This window comes from Flagellimonas flava, from assembly GCF_900129665.1.
Taxonomy (GTDB): Bacteria; Bacteroidota; Bacteroidia; order Flavobacteriales; family Flavobacteriaceae; genus Flagellimonas; species Flagellimonas flava.
This window is the reverse complement of the sequence record NZ_FQWL01000008.1, coordinates 36,583-56,268: the sequence shown is the minus strand read 5'-3', so window position 1 is coordinate 56,268 and position 19,686 is coordinate 36,583. Positions and strand designations below refer to the sequence as shown.

Annotated in this window: 20 protein-coding genes; 4 read left to right on the top strand and 16 right to left on the bottom strand. The window is 42.5% G+C overall.

The annotated features are described in order from the left end of the window. Positions 1-7: 7 nt before the first annotated feature. From BUC10_RS16280 to BUC10_RS16260, 5 genes are all read right to left on the bottom strand, one after another. On the bottom strand, positions 8-568 hold the full coding sequence (locus BUC10_RS16280) for a TlpA family protein disulfide reductase (protein ID WP_073181628.1): 561 nt from the start codon (positions 566-568) through the stop codon (positions 8-10). Positions 569-643: 75 nt separating this feature from the next. After that, on the bottom strand, positions 644-2,914 hold the full coding sequence (locus BUC10_RS16275) for an aconitate hydratase (RefSeq protein ID WP_073181626.1): 2,271 nt from the start codon (positions 2,912-2,914) through the stop codon (positions 644-646). Positions 2,915-3,015: 101 nt separating this feature from the next. Next, positions 3,016-3,969 carry an AAA family ATPase gene (locus BUC10_RS16270; protein ID WP_073181624.1) on the bottom strand — a complete coding sequence of 318 codons (954 nt, stop codon included), beginning with the start codon at positions 3,967-3,969 and terminating at the stop codon, positions 3,016-3,018. A gap of 4 nt (positions 3,970-3,973) precedes the next feature. Then, a complete protein-coding gene (locus tag BUC10_RS16265; RefSeq protein ID WP_245812847.1) occupies positions 3,974-5,347 on the bottom strand; it encodes a peptidylprolyl isomerase in 1,374 nt (457 codons plus the stop codon). Between the two features lie 13 nt (positions 5,348-5,360). Further along, entirely contained in the window at positions 5,361-6,242 is an 882-nt protein-coding gene (locus BUC10_RS16260) for a peptidylprolyl isomerase (RefSeq protein ID WP_073181620.1), read from the bottom strand. A 115-nt stretch (positions 6,243-6,357) separates the two neighbouring features. On the opposite strand from BUC10_RS16260, the gene BUC10_RS16255 reads away from it, so the two are divergent. From BUC10_RS16255 to BUC10_RS16240, 4 genes are read left to right on the top strand one after another with little or no spacing between them, the layout of a single operon-like run. Next, positions 6,358-6,810 (top strand): SRPBCC family protein, encoded by a 453-nt coding sequence (locus BUC10_RS16255; protein ID WP_073181618.1) that lies wholly within the window; start codon positions 6,358-6,360, stop codon positions 6,808-6,810. 5 nt (positions 6,811-6,815) lie between these two features. Continuing rightward, positions 6,816-7,073, top strand: coding sequence for a hypothetical protein (locus tag BUC10_RS16250; RefSeq protein WP_073181616.1), 258 nt, complete (start codon positions 6,816-6,818; stop codon positions 7,071-7,073). Continuing rightward, positions 7,048-8,208 (top strand): serine hydrolase, encoded by a 1,161-nt coding sequence (locus tag BUC10_RS16245; protein ID WP_245812846.1) that lies wholly within the window; start codon positions 7,048-7,050, stop codon positions 8,206-8,208. The genes BUC10_RS16250 and BUC10_RS16245 overlap by 26 nt, the downstream gene beginning before the upstream one ends. Then, positions 8,205-8,717: an SRPBCC family protein gene (locus BUC10_RS16240; protein WP_073181612.1), complete on the top strand. Its 513-nt coding sequence runs from the start codon at positions 8,205-8,207 to the stop codon at positions 8,715-8,717. Before BUC10_RS16245 ends, BUC10_RS16240 begins: the two co-directional genes overlap by 4 nt. A gap of 7 nt (positions 8,718-8,724) precedes the next feature. Here the strand turns inward: BUC10_RS16240 and BUC10_RS16235 are convergent, their stop codons facing one another. The 11 genes from BUC10_RS16235 to BUC10_RS16185 form a co-directional block, all read right to left on the bottom strand. After that, a complete protein-coding gene (locus BUC10_RS16235) occupies positions 8,725-10,344 on the bottom strand; it encodes a Gfo/Idh/MocA family protein (protein WP_073181610.1) in 1,620 nt (539 codons plus the stop codon). After that, on the bottom strand, positions 10,341-10,829 hold the full coding sequence (locus BUC10_RS16230) for a DoxX family membrane protein (RefSeq protein ID WP_073181608.1): 489 nt from the start codon (positions 10,827-10,829) through the stop codon (positions 10,341-10,343). Before BUC10_RS16230 ends, BUC10_RS16235 begins: the two co-directional genes overlap by 4 nt. Before the next feature lie 77 nt (positions 10,830-10,906). Next, complete coding sequence (gene rimO, locus BUC10_RS16225; protein ID WP_073181606.1) at positions 10,907-12,226, bottom strand: 30S ribosomal protein S12 methylthiotransferase RimO; 1,320 nt, start codon at positions 12,224-12,226, stop codon at positions 10,907-10,909. Between the two features lie 82 nt (positions 12,227-12,308). Then, the gene (locus BUC10_RS16220; RefSeq protein ID WP_073181604.1) at positions 12,309-12,830 is read right to left on the bottom strand and encodes a cupin domain-containing protein; all 522 of its coding nucleotides are present in this window, start codon (positions 12,828-12,830) and stop codon (positions 12,309-12,311) included. After that, positions 12,823-13,446, bottom strand: a complete 624-nt coding sequence (locus BUC10_RS16215; protein ID WP_073181602.1) for an FMN-dependent NADH-azoreductase — start codon at positions 13,444-13,446, stop codon at positions 12,823-12,825. The genes BUC10_RS16220 and BUC10_RS16215 overlap by 8 nt, the downstream gene beginning before the upstream one ends. Positions 13,447-13,514: 68 nt before the next feature. Continuing rightward, the gene (locus tag BUC10_RS16210; RefSeq protein WP_073181600.1) at positions 13,515-13,898 is read right to left on the bottom strand and encodes a RidA family protein; all 384 of its coding nucleotides are present in this window, start codon (positions 13,896-13,898) and stop codon (positions 13,515-13,517) included. A gap of 15 nt (positions 13,899-13,913) precedes the next feature. Then, positions 13,914-14,756, bottom strand: a complete 843-nt coding sequence (locus BUC10_RS16205; protein WP_073181598.1) for a sigma-70 family RNA polymerase sigma factor — start codon at positions 14,754-14,756, stop codon at positions 13,914-13,916. A gap of 98 nt (positions 14,757-14,854) precedes the next feature. After that, positions 14,855-16,618, bottom strand: a complete 1,764-nt coding sequence (locus BUC10_RS16200) for an amidase family protein (RefSeq protein WP_245812845.1) — start codon at positions 16,616-16,618, stop codon at positions 14,855-14,857. Next, on the bottom strand, positions 16,591-17,466 hold the full coding sequence (locus BUC10_RS16195; RefSeq protein ID WP_073181721.1) for a DUF2911 domain-containing protein: 876 nt from the start codon (positions 17,464-17,466) through the stop codon (positions 16,591-16,593). Before BUC10_RS16195 ends, BUC10_RS16200 begins: the two co-directional genes overlap by 28 nt. Before the next feature lie 7 nt (positions 17,467-17,473). Beyond that, entirely contained in the window at positions 17,474-18,874 is a 1,401-nt protein-coding gene (locus tag BUC10_RS16190; protein WP_073181596.1) for a sialate O-acetylesterase, read from the bottom strand. 40 nt (positions 18,875-18,914) lie between these two features. Then, positions 18,915-19,685 (bottom strand): hypothetical protein, encoded by a 771-nt coding sequence (locus tag BUC10_RS16185; protein WP_073181594.1) that lies wholly within the window; start codon positions 19,683-19,685, stop codon positions 18,915-18,917. Between the last annotated feature and the right edge of the window lies 1 nt (position 19,686).

Below are 19,686 nucleotides of genomic sequence, written 5' to 3'. Positions count from 1 at the left end.
CCATTCTTTACTCGGCAATCAATTCGTCTAGAAGTGCATAAACTTTGGACGTACTCCAATTTGCAATTTTCTTTTTGTAGATGACAATATCTCCAGATTTGTCTATGAGATAGGAGGAAGGAACCTCGTTTGGATTTATGGGCATCTTTTCTCCAATGATCAAATACGTGACAGGAAACGTAAAGCCATGTTTGTCCATAAATTCCTCAACGGGCGGCCTGTTCTCATTGGTGATAATATAAAAATCCATCTTCCCTTTGTAGTCATCATACATTTTCTGAATACTTGACAATTCCGCTTCACTAGGCAATCTCCAAGAGGCCCAAAGGTTGATAAATACAACTCGACCTTCAGAGCGCTCAAAATTGAAAAAATTCCATTCCTCATCCTTTAATTTCCAATCATAGTCACCCAATTTCTCGCGTTGTGACACTTCAATAATTGGAGGAGAAAACGAAAAGGCACGGTTTAAAAGTATTTTCCCATAATGTCCCAAAGGGGTGACAAAAAATGAGACTATGAAAAGAATGAGAACAATGTTGATTATAGTCTTTTTACCCTTCTTCATCTGGTTGGTTTGGTCTCAAAACTAAAAAACTCCTGAAACAAAATCAGGAGTTTTTTCATTTATCCGTTTAGGAGTCTAAGCGTTTTCCTTTTTAATCATGTTCAAAGCAGAACCTTCCCTAAACCAATCTATCTGTGAAGCGTTATAGGTATGGTTCACCTTGATGGTATCAGAACTGCCATCTTTATGGGTAACCTCTAAGGTCAGCTGTTTCCCTGGTGCAAATTCTTCAATATCAACAAAGCTGAAGGTATCATCCTCCTGAATCAAATCGTATTCGTTCTCATTATCAAAGGTCAAGGCCAACATCCCCTGTTTCTTTAAATTGGTCTCATGGATTCGCGCAAAAGACTTTACCAATACCGCGGCAACCCCTAAATGTCTAGGTTGCATGGCCGCATGCTCCCTTGAAGAACCTTCACCATAATTATGATCTCCAACAACGATGGTTCGAATACCTTCTTTCTTATAGGCACGTTGTGTATCTGGCACAGCACCATACTCTCCTGTCAGCTGGTTTTTCACAAAATTGGTCTGCTTGTTAAATGCGTTGACGGCTCCAATCAAGGTATTATTGGCAATATTATCCAAATGACCTCTATAACGTAACCATGGTCCTGCCATAGAAATATGGTCGGTAGTACATTTGCCAAATGCCTTGATCAATAGTTTAACATTCTTAAGGCTATCTGGCGCTATTGGCACAAAAGGTTCCAACAACTGCAATCGCTCAGACGAAGGTGAAACCACCACCTGTACACCACTTCCATCCTCCATTGGCGCAATAAAACCAGCATCTTCAACAGCAAATCCCTCTGGAGGCAACTCATATCCTCTTGGCTCATCCAACATCACTTCTTCGCCTTCTTCGTTGATCAACTTATCTGTAATTGGATTAAAATCCAATCGTCCCGCAATGGCTATAGCAGTGACCAATTCCGGTGAACCGACAAAAGCCAGGGTATTTGGGTTTCCATCGGCCCGTTTGGCAAAGTTCCTATTGAATGAATGCACGATCGTATTTCTTGGTCCGTCTGCGGCTTTGTCCCCATAGCGATCCCACATACCAATACAAGGTCCACAGGCGTTTGCAAATACCGTTGCCCCAATTGCATTGAAAGTATCTATATATCCGTCCCGGTCGATGGTATATCGCACCTGTTCAGATCCCGGTGTAATGGTAAATTTAGATTTTGTCTTTAGATTTTTATCGGCTACTTGCTTCGCCAAGGAAGCAGCTCTTGAAATATCCTCATAGGATGAGTTGGTGCAGGAACCAATAAGTCCTACCTCAACATTCAGGGGCCAGTCGTTAGTTTTCGCCGCCTCGCTCATTTTAGAGATTGGTGTGGCCAAATCTGGGGTAAATGGTCCATTCAAATGGGGTTCCAATGTGGTCAGGTCAATTTCAATTACTTGATCGAAGTAACTCTCTGGATTGGCATAGACCTCCGGGTCAGCCGTTAAATGCTCTTTGACTTCGTTTGCGGCATCCGCCACATCAGCTCTATCAGTGGATCTCAAGTATCGGTCCATAGATTCGTCATACCCAAAAGTAGACGTGGTTGCCCCAACTTCAGCTCCCATATTACAAATGGTACCTTTTCCTGTACAGGACATTGAGGTGGCACCCTCTCCAAAATATTCAATGATGGCCCCTGTTCCACCCTTAACGGTAAGGATATCGGCCACTTTTAATATAACATCTTTTGGAGCCGTCCATCCGGATAATGTTCCGGTCAGTTTAACCCCGATCAATTTTGGGAACTTTAGTTCCCAAGCCATTCCAGCCATTACATCCACAGCATCAGCACCACCAACTCCAATAGCAACCATGCCCAATCCTCCGGCATTAACGGTGTGCGAATCAGTCCCAATCATCATCCCACCAGGAAAAGCATAGTTTTCCAAAACTACTTGGTGAATAATTCCGGCGCCTGGTTTCCAGAAACCAATCCCATATTTGTTGGATACGGATTCTAAAAAGTTAAAAACCTCATTACTCGTCTCATTGGCTCGTTTCAAATCTGTTTTGGCATCAACTTTGGCTTGAATCAAGTGATCACAGTGTACAGTAGTTGGCACAGCCACTTTAGGCTTACCTGCATGCATAAATTGAAGCAAAGCCATTTGGGCTGTGGCATCCTGACAAGCTACCCTGTCAGGGGCAAAATCCACGTAATCTTTCCCTCGGGTAAATTTTTGGCTTGGTTTACCTTCCCATAAATGTGAATACAATATTTTTTCAGCTAGGGTCAACGGCCTTCCCACTAATTCGCGGGCTTTTCCTACACGCTCACCCATTGAGGCGTATACCTCCTTGATCATGTCAATGTCAAATGCCATTCTGCAGTTTGGATTTAAGAAGTTTGTAATTCGGTAAATTTACTAATTTACCTACGATTTAGGAATTAGAATCCTCTAAATAAGTCGGTCTCTTATTGAATTTATAACAATTCTAAGATGATTTTTTCTTCTGAAATACCTTCGGCCTCAGCTTTGTAGTTTTTAAGGATTCGATGTCTTAAGATACCCATGGAAACCGCTTTGACATCTTCAATATCGGGAGAGAACTTACCATGGATCGCTGCATGTGCTTTTGCTCCCAAAACCAAATTTTGAGAAGCGCGGGGACCAGCACCCCAGTCCACGTAATTGTTTACAAAATCGGAGGAATCTGGCAATCCTGGACGGGTCTTGTTTACCAAACGCACTGTGTAATCAATAACATTGTCAGGCACGGGAATCCGTCGTACCAAATGTTGGACCGCAACAATTTCGTCAGCGGAAAACAAGGTTTGAATATCCACTTTATCATCTGTTGTAGTTGACTTTACGACCTGTATTTCCTCCGCTATGGATGGGTACTTCAATTCTATAGCGAACATAAAGCGGTCCAATTGGGCCTCAGGTAACGGATAGGTGCCTTCCTGCTCTATTGGATTCTGGGTCGCCAAGACAAAATAGGGCATGTCCAGTTTATGCTGTTCCCCGGCTATGGTAACCGCACGTTCCTGCATGGCCTCCAATAAAGCGGCTTGGGTCTTTGGTGGAGTTCTATTGATTTCATCCGCCAATATAATATTGGCAAACACAGGTCCCTTGATAAACTTAAAGTTTCTGTTCTGATCCAGTATCTCACTACCCAAGATATCACTGGGCATTAGATCAGGAGTAAACTGAATTCTTTTAAAATCCAACCCCAAGGTCTGGGCAATGGTATTTACCATTAAGGTTTTGGCCAAACCAGGTACACCAATGAGCAAGGAATGTCCTCCAGTATAGATGGAAAGTAGAATTTGCTCAATTACTTTTTCTTGGCCAACAATGACCTTGGCAATTTCGTTCTTAAGCGCTTGATGTTTTTGTACGAGGTTCTCTACTGCTGCAACGTCTGACATGCACTTATTGCTTTAACCAATTATTTGCAAAATCACATCCCCTATTTCCGGTATTTACATGTATGTAGGTATCCTCAATATGTTCGTCCATCCATTCCTTGATAGCCTTAAACTGCTTTTCCCTTAAAGCCAGTTCTTGGATCTTTAGGTAGTCTTTTGCAAAATCGGCCTTGTGTTCATCATATCTATTGGAAATCTTCATGATCTTGAACTTGGGTGGGCCTCCGCGCTGATCATCCTCCCGCAGTGGTCTGGAAATCTCACCATCTTTTAAATTCCTTACCTGATTGTACAAAGCAGGGTCCATATTGGTCAGTTCAAAACGGGACCCATAGTTGATTGGATTTCTAAGAACACCACCATCGTTTTTGGTTTCTTTTTCATCCGAAAAATTCAATGCAGCATCAGCAAAAGTATATTTCCCGTCCAAAATGTGCTGACGGATACTATCCAACTCCTTTACCGCATCATCTATAGCACTTTGCGGAATCTCGGGAATCAAAAGAATATGTCTCAAATCCAATTCCTGTCCCCTTATTTTTTCAATATATATGATATGATATCCGAAGTCGGTTTCAAACGGATCGGAAATCTCACCTTCCTGCAAACTAAAGGCGACATCCTTGAACTCTTTTACGAATGGAGTTTCCCTTGTCATGCTATAAAAACCTCCCTTTGACTTTGATCCAGGATCTTGTGAATACAGAATGGCCTTTACGTTGAAACTTGCATCGTTGTCCTCCACATCCTGCTTGATCTGATTCAACCGGTCTATAATTTTCTGCTTTTCATCTTCCGAAGCTGTAGGCTGCTTCACAATTTGGGCTATCTCTAATTCCGCTCCAAAAACAGGGCGTTCATCCTCTGGAATTTTGTAGAAGAACTGTCTCACCTCTTCTGGGGTCACTTCCAATTCCTCAACAATTTTGGTCTGCATCTTCTCGGAAAGCATCCTTAGTTTGTTGATTTCAAAAAGTTCCTCCCTAAAACTTTCCACATCGGATTTCTTATAAAACTTCAACACCTTCTCCATAGAACCTACCTGGGAAACCAATTGCTGAATTTGTCTATCACTTTGGGCATTCACCTGATCATCGGAAACCAGCAAGCTATCCTGTACGGCCTGATGGGCATAAAGTCGATCTTCCATCAACTTCCCCAGTAGACTACATTTAGTGATATCTTCAGTGGAAGCACCTTGGCTTTTTAAATCAATCAACGTCTTTTCAACATCGGAATCCAGAATTACATAATCCCCAATCACCGCAGCGATGCCATCCAGTTTAACCTTGGTAACCGACTCGGTGGAGTCTTTTGTCACTAGTGCCACATCGTTTTCTTGGGCATTGGAAATTCCCACCAACGCAAAAAACGCCATTATCCACAGGTTTCTATTCATCTTTTCCATAAACTTCAAATTCATTCTTCTGTATCGCTTCATCAATAATTTCCGTTTCCAGCCTTCTAATGTAGTCCATTCTCCTTCTGTTCAAAATTAGCTGCTTAATATCCGGTGATATATATTCAAAAGGAGCTATATCGTTAATTTCCAGCACATCGGTCACCTTACCCAAATATACCTCCAAGGAATCCTGTATTTCAAAAAATTGTGATTTTTTTAAGTAGTCCTCCTCGTTCAAGGGGTTTAAAGGCGGTATTTCCTCCATTACACGGGAGGCACTTACCCAAATAGAATCATTGAAATGAATCTTTTTAAACTGCATTGCAATGGAATCCAAATAGTTCCTATCAATATCCTCCCAGTTTTTCATTCTGGAAACCACCTCATCCTTATCCAAAAATTGCGCGGGCATTCCAATAAACCTTAGCTGGACCAACTTTTCGTTAAGTTTGAAATTTTCCTTCTCCTTTTCGTAGTACTGCCGCAATTGGGTAGTGGATATGGCAGTGTCTTGATCCTTAAACACCAATGCCTCCACATAGGCCCTAGTATATAGGTCAGCTTTGTAATCGGACACCAAACGATCAAATTCAGCCAATTTCTCTTCCGGCAGATTGATTCTGGATTTGGATAATAGCAATTGTTTAGAGGCCCAATTGTTGATATAATTGGTCACGAACAAGGCACTGTCCTGTTCGGTCATATCAGGGTGAATCAAGGGTGCCATATCCTCCTTGTACAAAAATTGCTCCCCAACCCTGGCAAGTGGCTCCTTTTCCACTTTTTCCCTAAAAAGGGAATCGCATGATGCTAACAACATAAGTCCAGCCATGGCGATGGGGACCGCCTTATTTTTCTTAAGAAAAAGCATTGCGCAAAAATAACAATAACTTAAACCCACACAAGAAGTATGGGAAGGAGTTAACAGATTTTTAGTAGGCCTAGCGAACCATATATTTATTACATTAGTACAATAACCAACTAAAATGAAGTATACCTGTGAAATTATCGTGGATCTTCCGCGGGACGAGTTCATTAAAAAATTGGACAATCCCGAAAATATGAAGCACTGGCAGAGAGGCCTAGTGGCTTACGAGCACCTTACCGGAACACCAGGTAACGAGGGAGCCCAAATGAACCTAAAGTACAAAATGGGTAAACGGGACCTGGAAATGGTTGAAACCATCATTAGAAGAGACTTGCCCACCGCATTGCACGCTACATACGACACCAAGGGTGTCCATAACATTCAAAAAAATCACTTTAAAGAAGAAGGTGGGAAGACCAAATGGATATCCGAAAGCGAATTTCAATTTTCCGGATTTGGGATGAAATTAATGGGCTTTTTGATGCCAGGTGCCTTCAAAAAACAATCCATGCAGTATTTGCAGGATTTTAAAGCATTTGCCGAAAATGGAACTTCAGTCTTAGATATCTAACTTCTATGGAACCCGTACTTGACAGAAAAATTAAGATTATTTGGGATTTTCGAGGACCTGGAGCTGCCAGAACTGCAGAGCATTACCAAAAACATTTGGAAGAATTCATTGTCATTGAAGAGCTCAAATTTGATATTACCGGATTCAATCACTTGAGTGATACACACAGTATTACCTATATGGTGGTTGCCGAGTTTGAATTAAAAGAAGTAAAGGATATCCTAAAACCACATCGAGGTGAAATTTATCTGGATGATGCCTAGAAAGTCAGTACTTTTTATTCTGTTCGCGGTACTATTCCTTTTTTCTTGTACCGAAACAAGTAAGAACGAGAATCCACTACAAATGGTGCTCCGTTCTGAGAACCCTAAAATTAAAAGGGTTGTGGACAACCTTGAGGCACATGAAGTTCAGATAAGGTACACACAGATAAATCGTGAAAACGACAGTATTGTCTTCACAGATTTTGATTTCCAAGTTGATCCCAATCGTTATTTCTATCCTGCAAGCACCGTAAAGTTTCCTGCTGTCGTTGCCGCCCTGGAAAAAGTAAGTGAAATTGATTCTTTAACCTCACGGACCATATTCTATATTGAAGGGGATTCTGTGGAAACGACAATTGCTAAAGCCGTTTCAGAGATTTTTGCGGTTTCGGACAATGCTGCCAATAATCGACTCTTGGAGTTTTTGGGCCAAGATGACCTCAACCAAAGGATGGCGCATAAAGGTGTTGCACCTATCAGAATAGCCCACCGGCTTTCCACTCCAAATGCGGATGATGCCACGACAAGACCTTTGGTGATTTATATAAACGATTCCACCACTTCAGTTTCCAAATCCATCATCAACACCTATCCTTCACCATTAGATATCCTAGGTGTTGAAAAAGGCACAGGATTTTATACGGATGACTCTTTGCATAGAGAGCCCTTCGATTTCTCGTTGAAGAACTACTATCCCATACAAGCACAGCATGGGTTGTTAAAGCGGGTTATTTTTCCAGAAGCTTTTGCCATGGAAGAACGTTTTCAGATTACGGACGAACAGCGCCATCTTCTATTGGCCGCCATGCATACCCTACCCAAAGAGGTAGGCTACGATTCCAACACTTACTATGATAGTTATGTGAAATTCTTAGTGTTCGGGGATAGCACCGATCCCATTCCAGAACATATCAAGATATACAACAAAGTGGGTTATGCGTATGGCACACTAACCGATTGCGCTTATATCAAAGACACTCAAAACGATATCGATTTTATGGTTACCGCCACCATTTTGGTGAACAAAGATGGTATCTTTAATGATAACTTCTATGAATACGATGAAATTGGAATCCCATTTTTGGCAGAATTGGGAAGGGAACTTTACGCTTACGAACTAAAACGAAAACGATGAGCCAATTATCATTTGATTGTTTCAACAAAAAAATCTACATCAAAGCTAGCAAGGAGAAATTGTATTGGTGCTGGGGCACCGAAGAAGGCATAACTTCATGGTTTCTGGAGAGTGCCATTTACACTTCACCAAATGGTGAACGGCGAAAACCAGGAGAAAACATACAGGCTGGGGATAGTTATACCTGGAAGTGGCACAATTGGGATGGGGTGGAAAAAGGCACAGTACATATGGCCAATGGCACTGATTTTATGGAAATCTCCTTTACGGACAGTAAAGTATCCGTAACCTTAGAGGACCATGACAAGGCCGTTTTGGTTACTTTAAAACAACATCAAATCCCTACCGATGAAGAAAGCAGACTAAATATCCATCATGGCTGCAGCAATGGATGGACCTTTTGGCTAGCCAACTTAAAAGCCTATTTGGAGCACGGTATATTGCTTAATGAAACCGAATTTGACCTTAGGAACATCCCATTGTCAGGTTTTGAATTTGTAAATATGTAGTCTGGGGTCAAACCTCTAGGTTTTCCGTTGGACTTTCCCATTCCCCATTGGATAGGAGCACTTCATCAAAGTTGATTCCCTCAATAGGTTTCAACTCCTCTTTTTCGGTATCCCATTCAATTCGTCGGCCTAATTTCCAGGAAAGACCTGCCATATGCGCTGCGATAGCTTCTTCAAAACCTTCCTTGATACCACAACTCACTTTACCACCATTTTTGATAACGCTCAACCATTCCCGCATGTGTAAAAATGTAGAATCGACCCGAACTCCATTGATGTAGGTCCACATCAATCCCTTATCCGCAAAATATTGGGAAGTGGCGGATGAAATAGCATCTGGCACGTTGGCGGCAGGATTGTACTGATAGATAGGTACGTTAGGTTTCATTTTCCCTTCCTCCAGCATTTCTGCATACCGGGTAGAAGCACCATCGGGCCATACCGTCAATCGGTTTCCCAACTCCATCGTTGCATCATGTCCCATCAAAATTGTTGGACGTCCAAATGCATTTCCCAAGGAGGCGCTGTAGCAGAAGGTCATTCCCTTTTCCTTGCCCTTCACTTGGCTGCTTCCTGTTGAAAAATTCGGAAACTCCATGTTCACCTGCAATACATCCGGAACATTACGACCATCGTTATGGGTATAAATACCTCCGGACGCTGAAACAGCTTCAGGAATCCCCATATTGAGGACACAATTCAATCGGTCATAGTCATGCGTCAACAAATCACCGGACAAACCTGAGCCATAGGCCCACCATTTGCGCCATCTAAAAAAGTGGTTCTTGTTGAACGGTATTTTGGGTGCAGTGCCCAAAAATTGTTCCCAATCTATGGTTTGGGGGTTGGCCTGTTCATGGATATCGTAGTTCCAAGCGCCATTGTCATCATTTCTGTTCGTATTGGTCTGTATAAGGGATATATGCCCCAAAGTACCTTTCTCAACAATGTCTCTAGCGGTGCTAAAACTTAAAGTCTGCCTATGCTGATGCCCTACGGCCAAAACTGCCTTAGAGGCCTTTGCGGCATCCCTTAACCTATAAGTTTCCTCAACGGTATGGGTCATAGGTTTTTCCACATAGGCATGAACATTATTGTTCAACGCCTCAATGGCCATTGGAGCATGCCAATGATCGGGAGTGGCTATCACCACGGCATCTACCTCACCGCTTCGAATCATTTCTTGATGGGTTCGATATCTTTTGATAGTGTTATCAGGACTGGAAAATGACTTCAGGGCTTTTTCTGCTCGATAATCGAAAATATCGCAGACGCCTACCAGCTTAAGGTTCAACTTTTCTTGGCTCAAAAAATCTTCAAGGGCTTTATTGGCAGGATCTTCTTCCGCTGCCAATCGCATTTCCTCCATCCATTCCTTCGTTGCAAACCCTAGGGAACGGCATAATTGTTCGCCTCGTATTCCAAAACCAATAATTCCTACCCTAACCGGTTCACCGGTGATTTCTGGAACAGTGGGGGGCAAAGAGGGCCTAATATTCAATTGTTCCAAAATCTCTGATCGTTTCTTTCTCCCATAGGCCACGCTTGCGGCACCAGCCCACCAAACAGCTCCTAAAATTGGAAGTCCACCTAAGCCTTTCAATAAGTCTCTTCTAGTCCACTTCATGATTTTTCAATTTTGGTTAATCGTTCTTTTCTAAAATAGCCCAGGCCGAAAAAGTGACCTGTAGGATAGTGGTACAGCAAAATACAGACTGTCAATTCTATCAGATTTTTGTTAACCAACCAGTAATTTCCTTCCACATTAAGTTGGTGTAGGCCTGGCAAGGAGGGGTGCGCCAGATAATAGAGACTCAATAGACCTATTCCAACCAATGCGCCCTTTTTCTCAAATATTCCAAGAATAAGCGTAATGCCCACGACCAATAAGGCCGTCATGTTCAGGGCATCTACCCAAGTGATTACCGATGGGTGTGTCAACATTGAAAAAAGTGGTTTCAACGGGCCTTGTGAAGAAGCCAAATACCCAAATGATGTCCAATCTGGATTGTATAATTTAACAATCCCTTCGTACAAGAAATGCCACCCGATAAGTACCCTCAAAACGGTGACCCAAATCTTGACCTTACTAGTTTTAGAGTCATGTTCCATGCTGCTATCTTTTTGATTTGCTACAAACAAACCAAAGCTACAATGAATCTAATAAAACAGCAATGATATTTGTCAAGCTAGGAATCTTGGACAACCGATACTGGAATTCCGTATAAATCAAAGTCTGAAGCTTCCGTGATTTCTATGTTCACAAATTCCCCAATTTTAACGTAATGTTGGGTTGCATCAATCAAGACTTCGTTGTCAACATCCGGGGAATCAAATTCGGTACGGCCCACAAAATGGTTCCCTTCCTTACGATCAATGATACATCGAAATGTTTTACCTACTTTTTCTTGGTTGAGCTCCCAAGATATTTGGGATTGGAGTTCCATAATCTCATTGGCCCGTTCCTGCTTTATTTCCTCTGGAACATCATCGGTCAAGGTATAGGCGTGGGTATTTTCCTCGTGGCTATAAGTGAAGCATCCCAAGCGTTCAAATCGCATTTCCCTTACCCATTCTTTCAGGGTTTTGAAATCTTCTTCGGTTTCGCCGGGATAGCCCACGATCAAAGTAGTACGAATGGTCATTTCAGGAACGGCAGCCCTGAACTCTTCCAATAATTTTGTGGTTTTGGCCTTGGTTGTTCCTCTGCGCATACTTTTCAAGATAGGGTCCGCGATATGCTGAAGGGGAATATCAATGTAATTGCAAATTTTTGGTTCTTTTCGCATTACCTCCAAAACATCCATTGGAAATCCCGTTGGGAAGGCATAATGCAATCGAATCCATTCCACGCCCTCAACCTTGGCCAAGGCCTGAAGTAGTTCAGCGAGATTCCTCTTTTTATACAAATCCAAGCCGTAATAGGTAAGGTCTTGGGCAATCAGAATCAACTCCTTTACTCCTTTGGCGGCCAATTTTTCAGATTCACCCACCAACTCTTCTATGGGTTTGCTCTTGTGCTTACCACGCATCAAGGGAATGGCACAAAAGGAACAGGGTCTATCGCAGCCCTCGGCAATTTTTAAATACGCGTAGTTCTTGGGAGTAGTGGTCAATCGTTCTCCAATAAGTTCATGTTTATAGTCCGCTCCAAGGGCTTTCAACAGATTGGGAAGGTCACTTGTTCCAAAATACTCATCCACATTTGGAATCTCCTTTTCTAAATCGGGTTTGTACCGCTCACTTAAGCAACCTGTCACAAAAACCTTGTCCACCTCCCCTGACTCCTTTTTCTGGACGTACTCCAAAATTGTATTGACGCTCTCCTCCTTTGCATTGGCAATAAATCCACAAGTATTGATCACCACCACATTGCCTTCTTCCTCATGGGCAACTTCCTTGTTGTTGGCCTTCAACTGTCCCATGAGCACCTCTGAATCGTAGACATTTTTGCTACATCCAAGAGTTACTACATTGATTTTGTTCTTCTTAAGCGATTTTGTGCGCATGCTTGTGTAAAATGGTGTGCAAAAATACAATAAAAAAGCCCCGAAATACTCCAGGGCCTTTTCTTGGTTAACTAAACAAGAATTAAGGTTCCCTTTTGGGAATCATATTGGAAGTATCCACCGGGAAACTATCATATTTATTGTAAAGCTTTAAGTACTTTTTTGGATCAATGGGTTCCTCCATAAGTGTTTCCTGAAGTCCTCTAAAAAAACCTTCCCTTTTTTGAGATGGATTGAAGAGCAACGTAAGTTCCACTTTTTCCTCAGTGTCATTTTGAAAGCCATGGGGCGTAAACCTAGGAACATACACAATGGTTCCCACACCAGCCTTATACTCTTCTTCCCCTACTTGAATGGTCAGTTCACCTTTGTCCACAATAAAGGTCTCGTCCATGAACCTATGGTAGTGCAACTTGGCGCCAATGGCCATGGGATTCAGGGTAATTTTGTAAACTCCCAATTGGTCATTGGACATTTCACTGGTGACTTTAAAGGTAAACTCAATATCGTTGAGCAGAAGTTGTTCCCCTTTCTCGGGTAATATTACAGTAGCTCTATCTTCCAGAACGTCATTAAAATAGTCGGTTTTAGCTATATCATCCATTTGTTGTCGTTTTAAGAGTTGAATCAATTGCGTTTTGAATGTTCATTTTATTCTTAGCCACCAAATTTTGGTAGCTGGTTCCTTCTAGAGAGAAGGTTTCAACATCCGTTATCCCCATATGCGCAAAGATGGCCTTGAGGTAAGGTTCTTGGAAATCCAATTTTTCCAACGGAGTGTTTTTATAGACCCCTCCTTTGGAAGTGATCAAAAACACCTTTTTGTTTTGGAGTAATCCGTGGTACCCTTGTGCATCCATACCAAAGGTATGCCCTGCGCGTACCACCTGATCCATATAGGCTTTAAGGTTGGAAGGCACATTAAGGTTGTAAAGAGGGCTACTTACGACCACCTCATCAGCCTTTTTAAGTTCGGCAATCAACCGATCAGAAAGTGCTACCGCATTTTTCTGATGGACATCTGCCTTGTCTGGAGAAACATGGAAGCCCTCAATAGTATTGTTTTGGATATGGGGCAATTGTTCCCGTGTTAAATCCCTGTGGACAACACGACCTCCAGGATTGGATTGTTTCCATCTTGCTTCAAAATAATCTGTCAATTCCCTGGAATGGGAACCTAGCTTTCTAGCGCTACAGTCAATTCGTAACAATGTCTTCATAGTATTTTGCTTTGTATGAATAGGACAAAATCCGAACGGAAAACGTGACACTGTTGCCATAGTATTTCTTATTTCTTCTTTAATGCGGTTACTTGGATTTCAATTTTCATACGGGAATCTGATAACCCAGCAGAAATCATGGTTGCCGCCGGACGAACAGTTCCAAAGTATTCACGTAGTACGGGCCAACACTTTTCAAATTTCTCAGTATTGGGAAGGATGTACAGTACACGTACCACATCTTGCAAGCCAGATTCGGCTTTCACTAGGGCCTCTTCAATATTTTTAAGGCATTGCTTGGTTTGTTCTGTCAAATCTTCCGAGATGGTCATGTTGGTGTAATCAAAACCTGTGGTCCCGGAAACAAAGACCCAACGTCCATCAACTATGGCGCGGGAATAGGCAATCTGTTGCTCAAAGGTTGAACCCGAGCTAATTCGTTCTCTAGTCATGTTATTTTTTTGGATTTATGGATTAACGGCCGATCTGAGTGCCTTTAATTTATTGGGTGCCAGTTGCGCATGGATTTGGACAATCTTCCTTTCCTCAATCTGAAAAATCTGACAATTGACCAACACCTCATCTTGATAGTAGAGCAAGGCAGGTTGATGGTTAACCTCGGTAACAATAATCCTGTTTTTTTGCTGATAGGTCTTAAAAACGTAAAGAAGGAGCTTAACAGCCGCTTTAAGACCATGGGTCAGTTCCCGAACCACCTGGATTTCGTCGCCACCATCGGCAGAAACCATAATATCCTCGGACAACATTTGCTCCAAATTCTTGATATCTCCATTACGTATGCTTTCCACATACCGCTGCAAATAGGCCTTGGGAACCTTGGCATGATCTATGGACACCCCGCTTTTAAGGGTGCGCAATCTGCTCCTTCCCCTGCTCAAAAGCTTCCTTGAATTTTCAAGGGTCATTTCCAACACCAAACCAATTTCCTTGTGGGAATACCCAAATGCTTCCTTAAGAATAAAAACCGCTCTTTCCTTGGGCGAAAGTTTTTCCAAAAGCACCATCATGGAATAGGATATGATTGCTGAGCTATCTATCTGTTCATCGGCGGCATCCGTTGCAATGGGTTCTGGGAGCCATAGTGCATCGGACAAACCCAATTGCCGTTTCTTTTTAAGGTTGATGGACTCATTGATCACGGACCGTACAAGATATCCCATCTCATTTTGGACGGCTTGGTTTACGTTTTGGTATTTGATCAAAATTTCCTGTATGGCATCTTTGGCATCATCTGCGGAGCCTAAAATGTTATAGGCGTAGGGAAATAGCTTATTTTGATAATCTTCCATAACTTAATGACAAACCAAAATCAAAAAGCGTGACACCATTTTGAAAAAAAATTGCCTCCCAAAAGGATACCAGCATACAAACCTGGGCAACCATGGAATCAATCCATATATGCTTTTGGAATTTTGCGAGCTTGGATGAGGGATTCAAATGCCGCCCCCAGGGCATATAGCTTTCCTTCTTGAAATTGCTTTCCAATAAAGGTCAAATTTATGGGTTCTCCCGAAACTTTATATCCCATGGGAATAGTGAGGGCGGGATATTCAGCGGCGGCGGCTGCGCCAGCGTCATAGTTATTAATAGATAGTATGGCATCCAAACCATAATCGTTCATAGGGGTATTAAAATAGGTGCGGCCAGTAATTTTCATGCGTTTCTTTATTTCTTTTAGCCCTTCTGCCGATGTGGTATCGGCCAAAATACCGTCAAAACGAGGCTGCCCGTAGGGAATTCTGGCCGAGCTGTCTTTTTGGTTAAAATCCACCACGTCCTGCACACTGCGAACAGCAACTCGATTTGTGTCTTTCACATGCGCTTCTATATATACTGGCAGGTCATTTTTCATGTCTATATTCAGGATCGAAAGGAATCCATCAAAATTGACTTCCGGGGGTTCAAATTCAATAATCGTCGCGCCAGCCGCCTTTAATTGCTCCATAGTCGCATGATAAACAGAATCACTTTTCATGTAATTCTTAAAGACGCCAAATCTTTTACCCTTTAAGTTCACTTCTTCTGCATACCAATTTTCATCCCAATCTGCCTTCACCGATTTTTCATCTTCAATGTCAAACCCTCGCATGGCATCCATTAGTATTCCGTTATCAATAACACTTTTTGTCATAGGGCCAGGAGTATCCAAAGTGCTGGAAATGGGTACTATTCCAGTACGGCTTAGCAACCCAATTGTGGGTTTCATGCCCACCACGGAATTCTGTCCGGACGGTGACAAGATTGATCCAGAAGTTTCTGTACCCACTGCGGCCACCGCATAATTGGCAGCCACTGAGGTCCCGCTTCCCGCGCTGGATCCACCTGTATCAAAAACACGTCGGCCATAAGGGTTTAAGGTTTGTCCCCCAACGGCACTTTGACCGTTGGGGCATTCACAAATAAAATTGGCCCATTCACTTAGGTTTACCTTGCCCAAAATAAGTGCGCCATTTTCTTTTAATCGTTGCACGATATATGCATCCTCCGTTTGATTATCCTGTAGCACAATGGCTCCAGCAGTGGTATTCATTCCCGAGGCACCAATATTGTCCTTCAGCAAAATTGGCATTCCATAAATCGGATGGTGTCCCTCCGCATTGGCATCCAATTTCTTGGCTTCATTCAAAATATTGGGGTTTAATGCGATTATCGTGTTCAGGGTGGTGGCTTTGTCCAGCTCATACCTGTAGATTCTGCTGAGATAGAACAACACCAATTCCGTGTAGTTGAATTTGCCCTCCTTAACCGCATTTTGGATGTTAGGTATGTCCTGTTCCAGCACCAACGGTTTCATCATTTCGTATTTTTCCTTTGGAAACTTAGACACCTCGGTATAAAGCGGAGCAAAAACCTCATTCTTGTCCAAAATTTTGGATTGAATGAATCTGAATCGCATTCGCTCATTTTCATGATTAGCGTTCTCCTGAATTTCTGCGGTCTCGTCATATGGAGTCCAAAGGGGTTCCTTGATTGTCTCCGTTATTTCTTTTTCCGTTTCCACAGCTGTCGAAACACTTTCATCTTCTGTCTCAACCTCTTTCTTCTCAATGAATTGGCAGGATTGCAACGCAAACCACAATGTCACCATTCCCAAGGCAACCCTAAGGGAATTCTTTGGTATTTTTATTTTTGTTCCAGTAATTTTTCCCATTTGACAATGTTCTTTTGATTCATCCGAACAAACTCATCTTTCTCCAGATTTGCAGCAATTTTTAGTGATTTCCGAGCAGAAGCTATAGCTGATCTATAATCTCCCAACTGAGCTTCCACAAGGGATTTTACCCTATGAAAGTAATAAGTGTCACCTCCTAATTCCAGGGCCTTTTTCAAATAACCCAAAGCTCTTTTGGGGTCTTCGTTCTGCTCCTGCAGGTAGCGTGCCGCTTCATAATAGGTTTGGGCCGTTGGCGATTCCTCTAACTTTTTTGAGATTTCCTTTTCCATTTGGGCATGGGTATCAACTTTGAAGGGGATTACCACCTGGGTGTTTGCCCATATCAATTTCATTTGCGCGGAATTATGGGATATGGCATCAAAAGTGATCAGAAAGTTCTCTTGATGGCCTCCTATTTTCTCCGGTTGTACCGAGATACGAAATAGGTCTTCCTCTGGTTTATAGTTCTTTCGACCATCTCCCCAATGGCTCAAATTGTTGTGGAATGCAATTTCCCATTCATCTGATTCAGGAAAAGCATATAGCGCATAAGTTCCTTTGGGAAGGGCTTTTCCCGAAACCTCCATAGCTGTATCCAGAGTAATTTTAGTGGATTCATTGGCCCCAACACGCCAAATCCTACCGTAAGGCACCAAGTCGCCAAAAATACTTCTCCCTCTAACTGCGGGTCTAGAATAGTGGACTGTTACCTTAGAAAGTCCCACCGCCTGTTCCACCACCGATGCTGGACTGGCCTTAGGATATTTGAGCTGTGCTGTGAGCTGCCCTATTGACAACACAACCAGCGATCCAAAAATTCGCAAGGTCAATTTAAGCTGCCCCATCCTGATATCAATCCAAGTTAATTTCCCAATCATCTGTTCTAAAAGCCGAAGCAGGTAAGCCCTCCTGGTTGAATAAATTGGGCAATGCCTTGTCATAAAATGCAAACCTGACTGCAACGGGTTCCTTTACTTTTGAAGAAGATACCTCAACGGTACTTCCTTTAATTCTGGCCTTGGCCTCATGAAAGATTCGATCCTCACCTGCCACATAAAATTCTTTTAAGGTCTTTCCCTTCATAATCAAACCTTCATCCGCAAAATCAAAGTGCAAAACAGCCTTGTTTTTCCGCAGTTCCATATTTTTAAATACCGGACCGCTATAGGGTTGTTTTACGCCATACGTTTTTGCCAAGGCCCACAAAGCCAACCGTCGCCCTACCTCCTGCTTGTTTGTTGGATGGATATCATCGAGGTTTCCAATATCACTGGTAACCGCCATACCGGTTTTAGCAATATTCCGCAACGCATACAATTGGGCATCACGGACCACAGCGGCCCTGATGTCGTTTTTTTCTTTATCGTAATTGAAAGGTGCTATTTGTGCAAAGTAAAATGGAAAATCCTTTTTCCAGGCTGTTCGCCATGATTCAATAAGCAATGGAAAAGATTCATAATACGAATTTGCATTGGCCCGGTTAGACTCACCTTGGTACCAAATGGCCCCAGCAATTTGGAACTTGGTCAATGGATGAATCATAGCATTGTAGGTAGCTCCGGGTTTTTCCGGCCACCATTCAAATTCGGAAAGTTGACCGGCTGCGGCCTTTAATTCTTCATTTTCCACAATCAATTCCTCGGGAATCCAAACCTCAACTGGCGTCCCCCCCCAATTGGAACTTATCAATCCCACAGGCACGTCTAATTCTTTGTGTAGTTTTCTCCCAAAAAAATAGGCCACAGAACTAAAATCCTGCATCGTTTTCGGTGAACAACTCACCCATTTTCCGGGAGTATCGTCCTGTTTACCATCCGATTTTCGCTGGGGGACATTGAAAAAGCGAATATTGGGATAAATGGCATTTTTGATTTCCTCCTTTGCATTATCGAGCCCCATATTTGGGGTCCACTGCATATTGGATTGCCCAGAGGCTATCCATACCTCCCCAATCATCACATTTGAAAAAACCAATTCTTCATGTCCCTTTATGCTTATGGTATGTGGTCCTCCAGCCCCCGGGGTCGGGAACTCAATGCGCCAAACACCTTGGTGGGCTTTGGTAGTCATCTCCGAATCATCCCAAGAAAGTCTTATGGTAAGTGTTTCATTGGTTGCAGTGGTCCAACCCCAAAAAGTTGCTGTGGATTGCTGTTGCAAAACCATATTGTCGGAAATAATAGAGGGGGTCCAAAGTTTTGCATAGCCTAAATGGACCAATAGGAAGCTAAGAATAAACAGTGCCTTTTTCATTGGGTATAATGTTGGTGGTTATCTATTATGATGGATTCCCTTATTTGGGAATTCCTAAAAGATACAAAATCACGCCGGGACCCGACTTTATTCTTTGAATTTCCCAATCGTATGACTCAGATTTATCTAGATTGGCAACAAGATCTTGCATTTCCTTCACAGAATAGGTTCTGAGGGATGAAACAACACCGTCCCATAAAACAAACAGGGGCACAATGGGAATTAGATACGTAAAAATGATTCTCCCAAGGCTAAATGGTTTTATAAACGGGGTGGTAAAAAGAACACTTATGGGCGAAAAGAGCATGGCCAAAACGCTGGGGACACTTCTTTCCTGAGCTTCAAAAACCCCAATACAAGCTCTGGAATCAACCGCATTCTGAAGGATTTTCGTAGCATCAGTGGGTTTAAAATGATGCAACGATAAAAATTGAGTTCTGATTCCCTTTAGGTCTTCCGGAACATCACGTGCATCTATGGAACGCTTAACAAAATCAAAGTTGGCAGCCTGTTGTTGGGAATATTCAAATGCCTTTATATTGGGAAAGTAATCGGTAAGGATAATTTTTAAATCGGGAATCGACTTCTTAAGTTCACGGTTGAGCCAGAGTAACCCCCCGCCTCCACCAGATGCCAAATCTACAATTTGATGGGTGCCACTTGCTCGAATTCCCCGTTCCAAAACGGGAAGAATGGGTTTGTATAACTTGGTCTTGTTTGCAAGAAATTGCAGAAAATCTGTTCCGTAGTTCCTCAAAAAGGCAGGGAACCATTTTTGGTCTTCAAATTCGAACAGATGTATTCTGCCCATA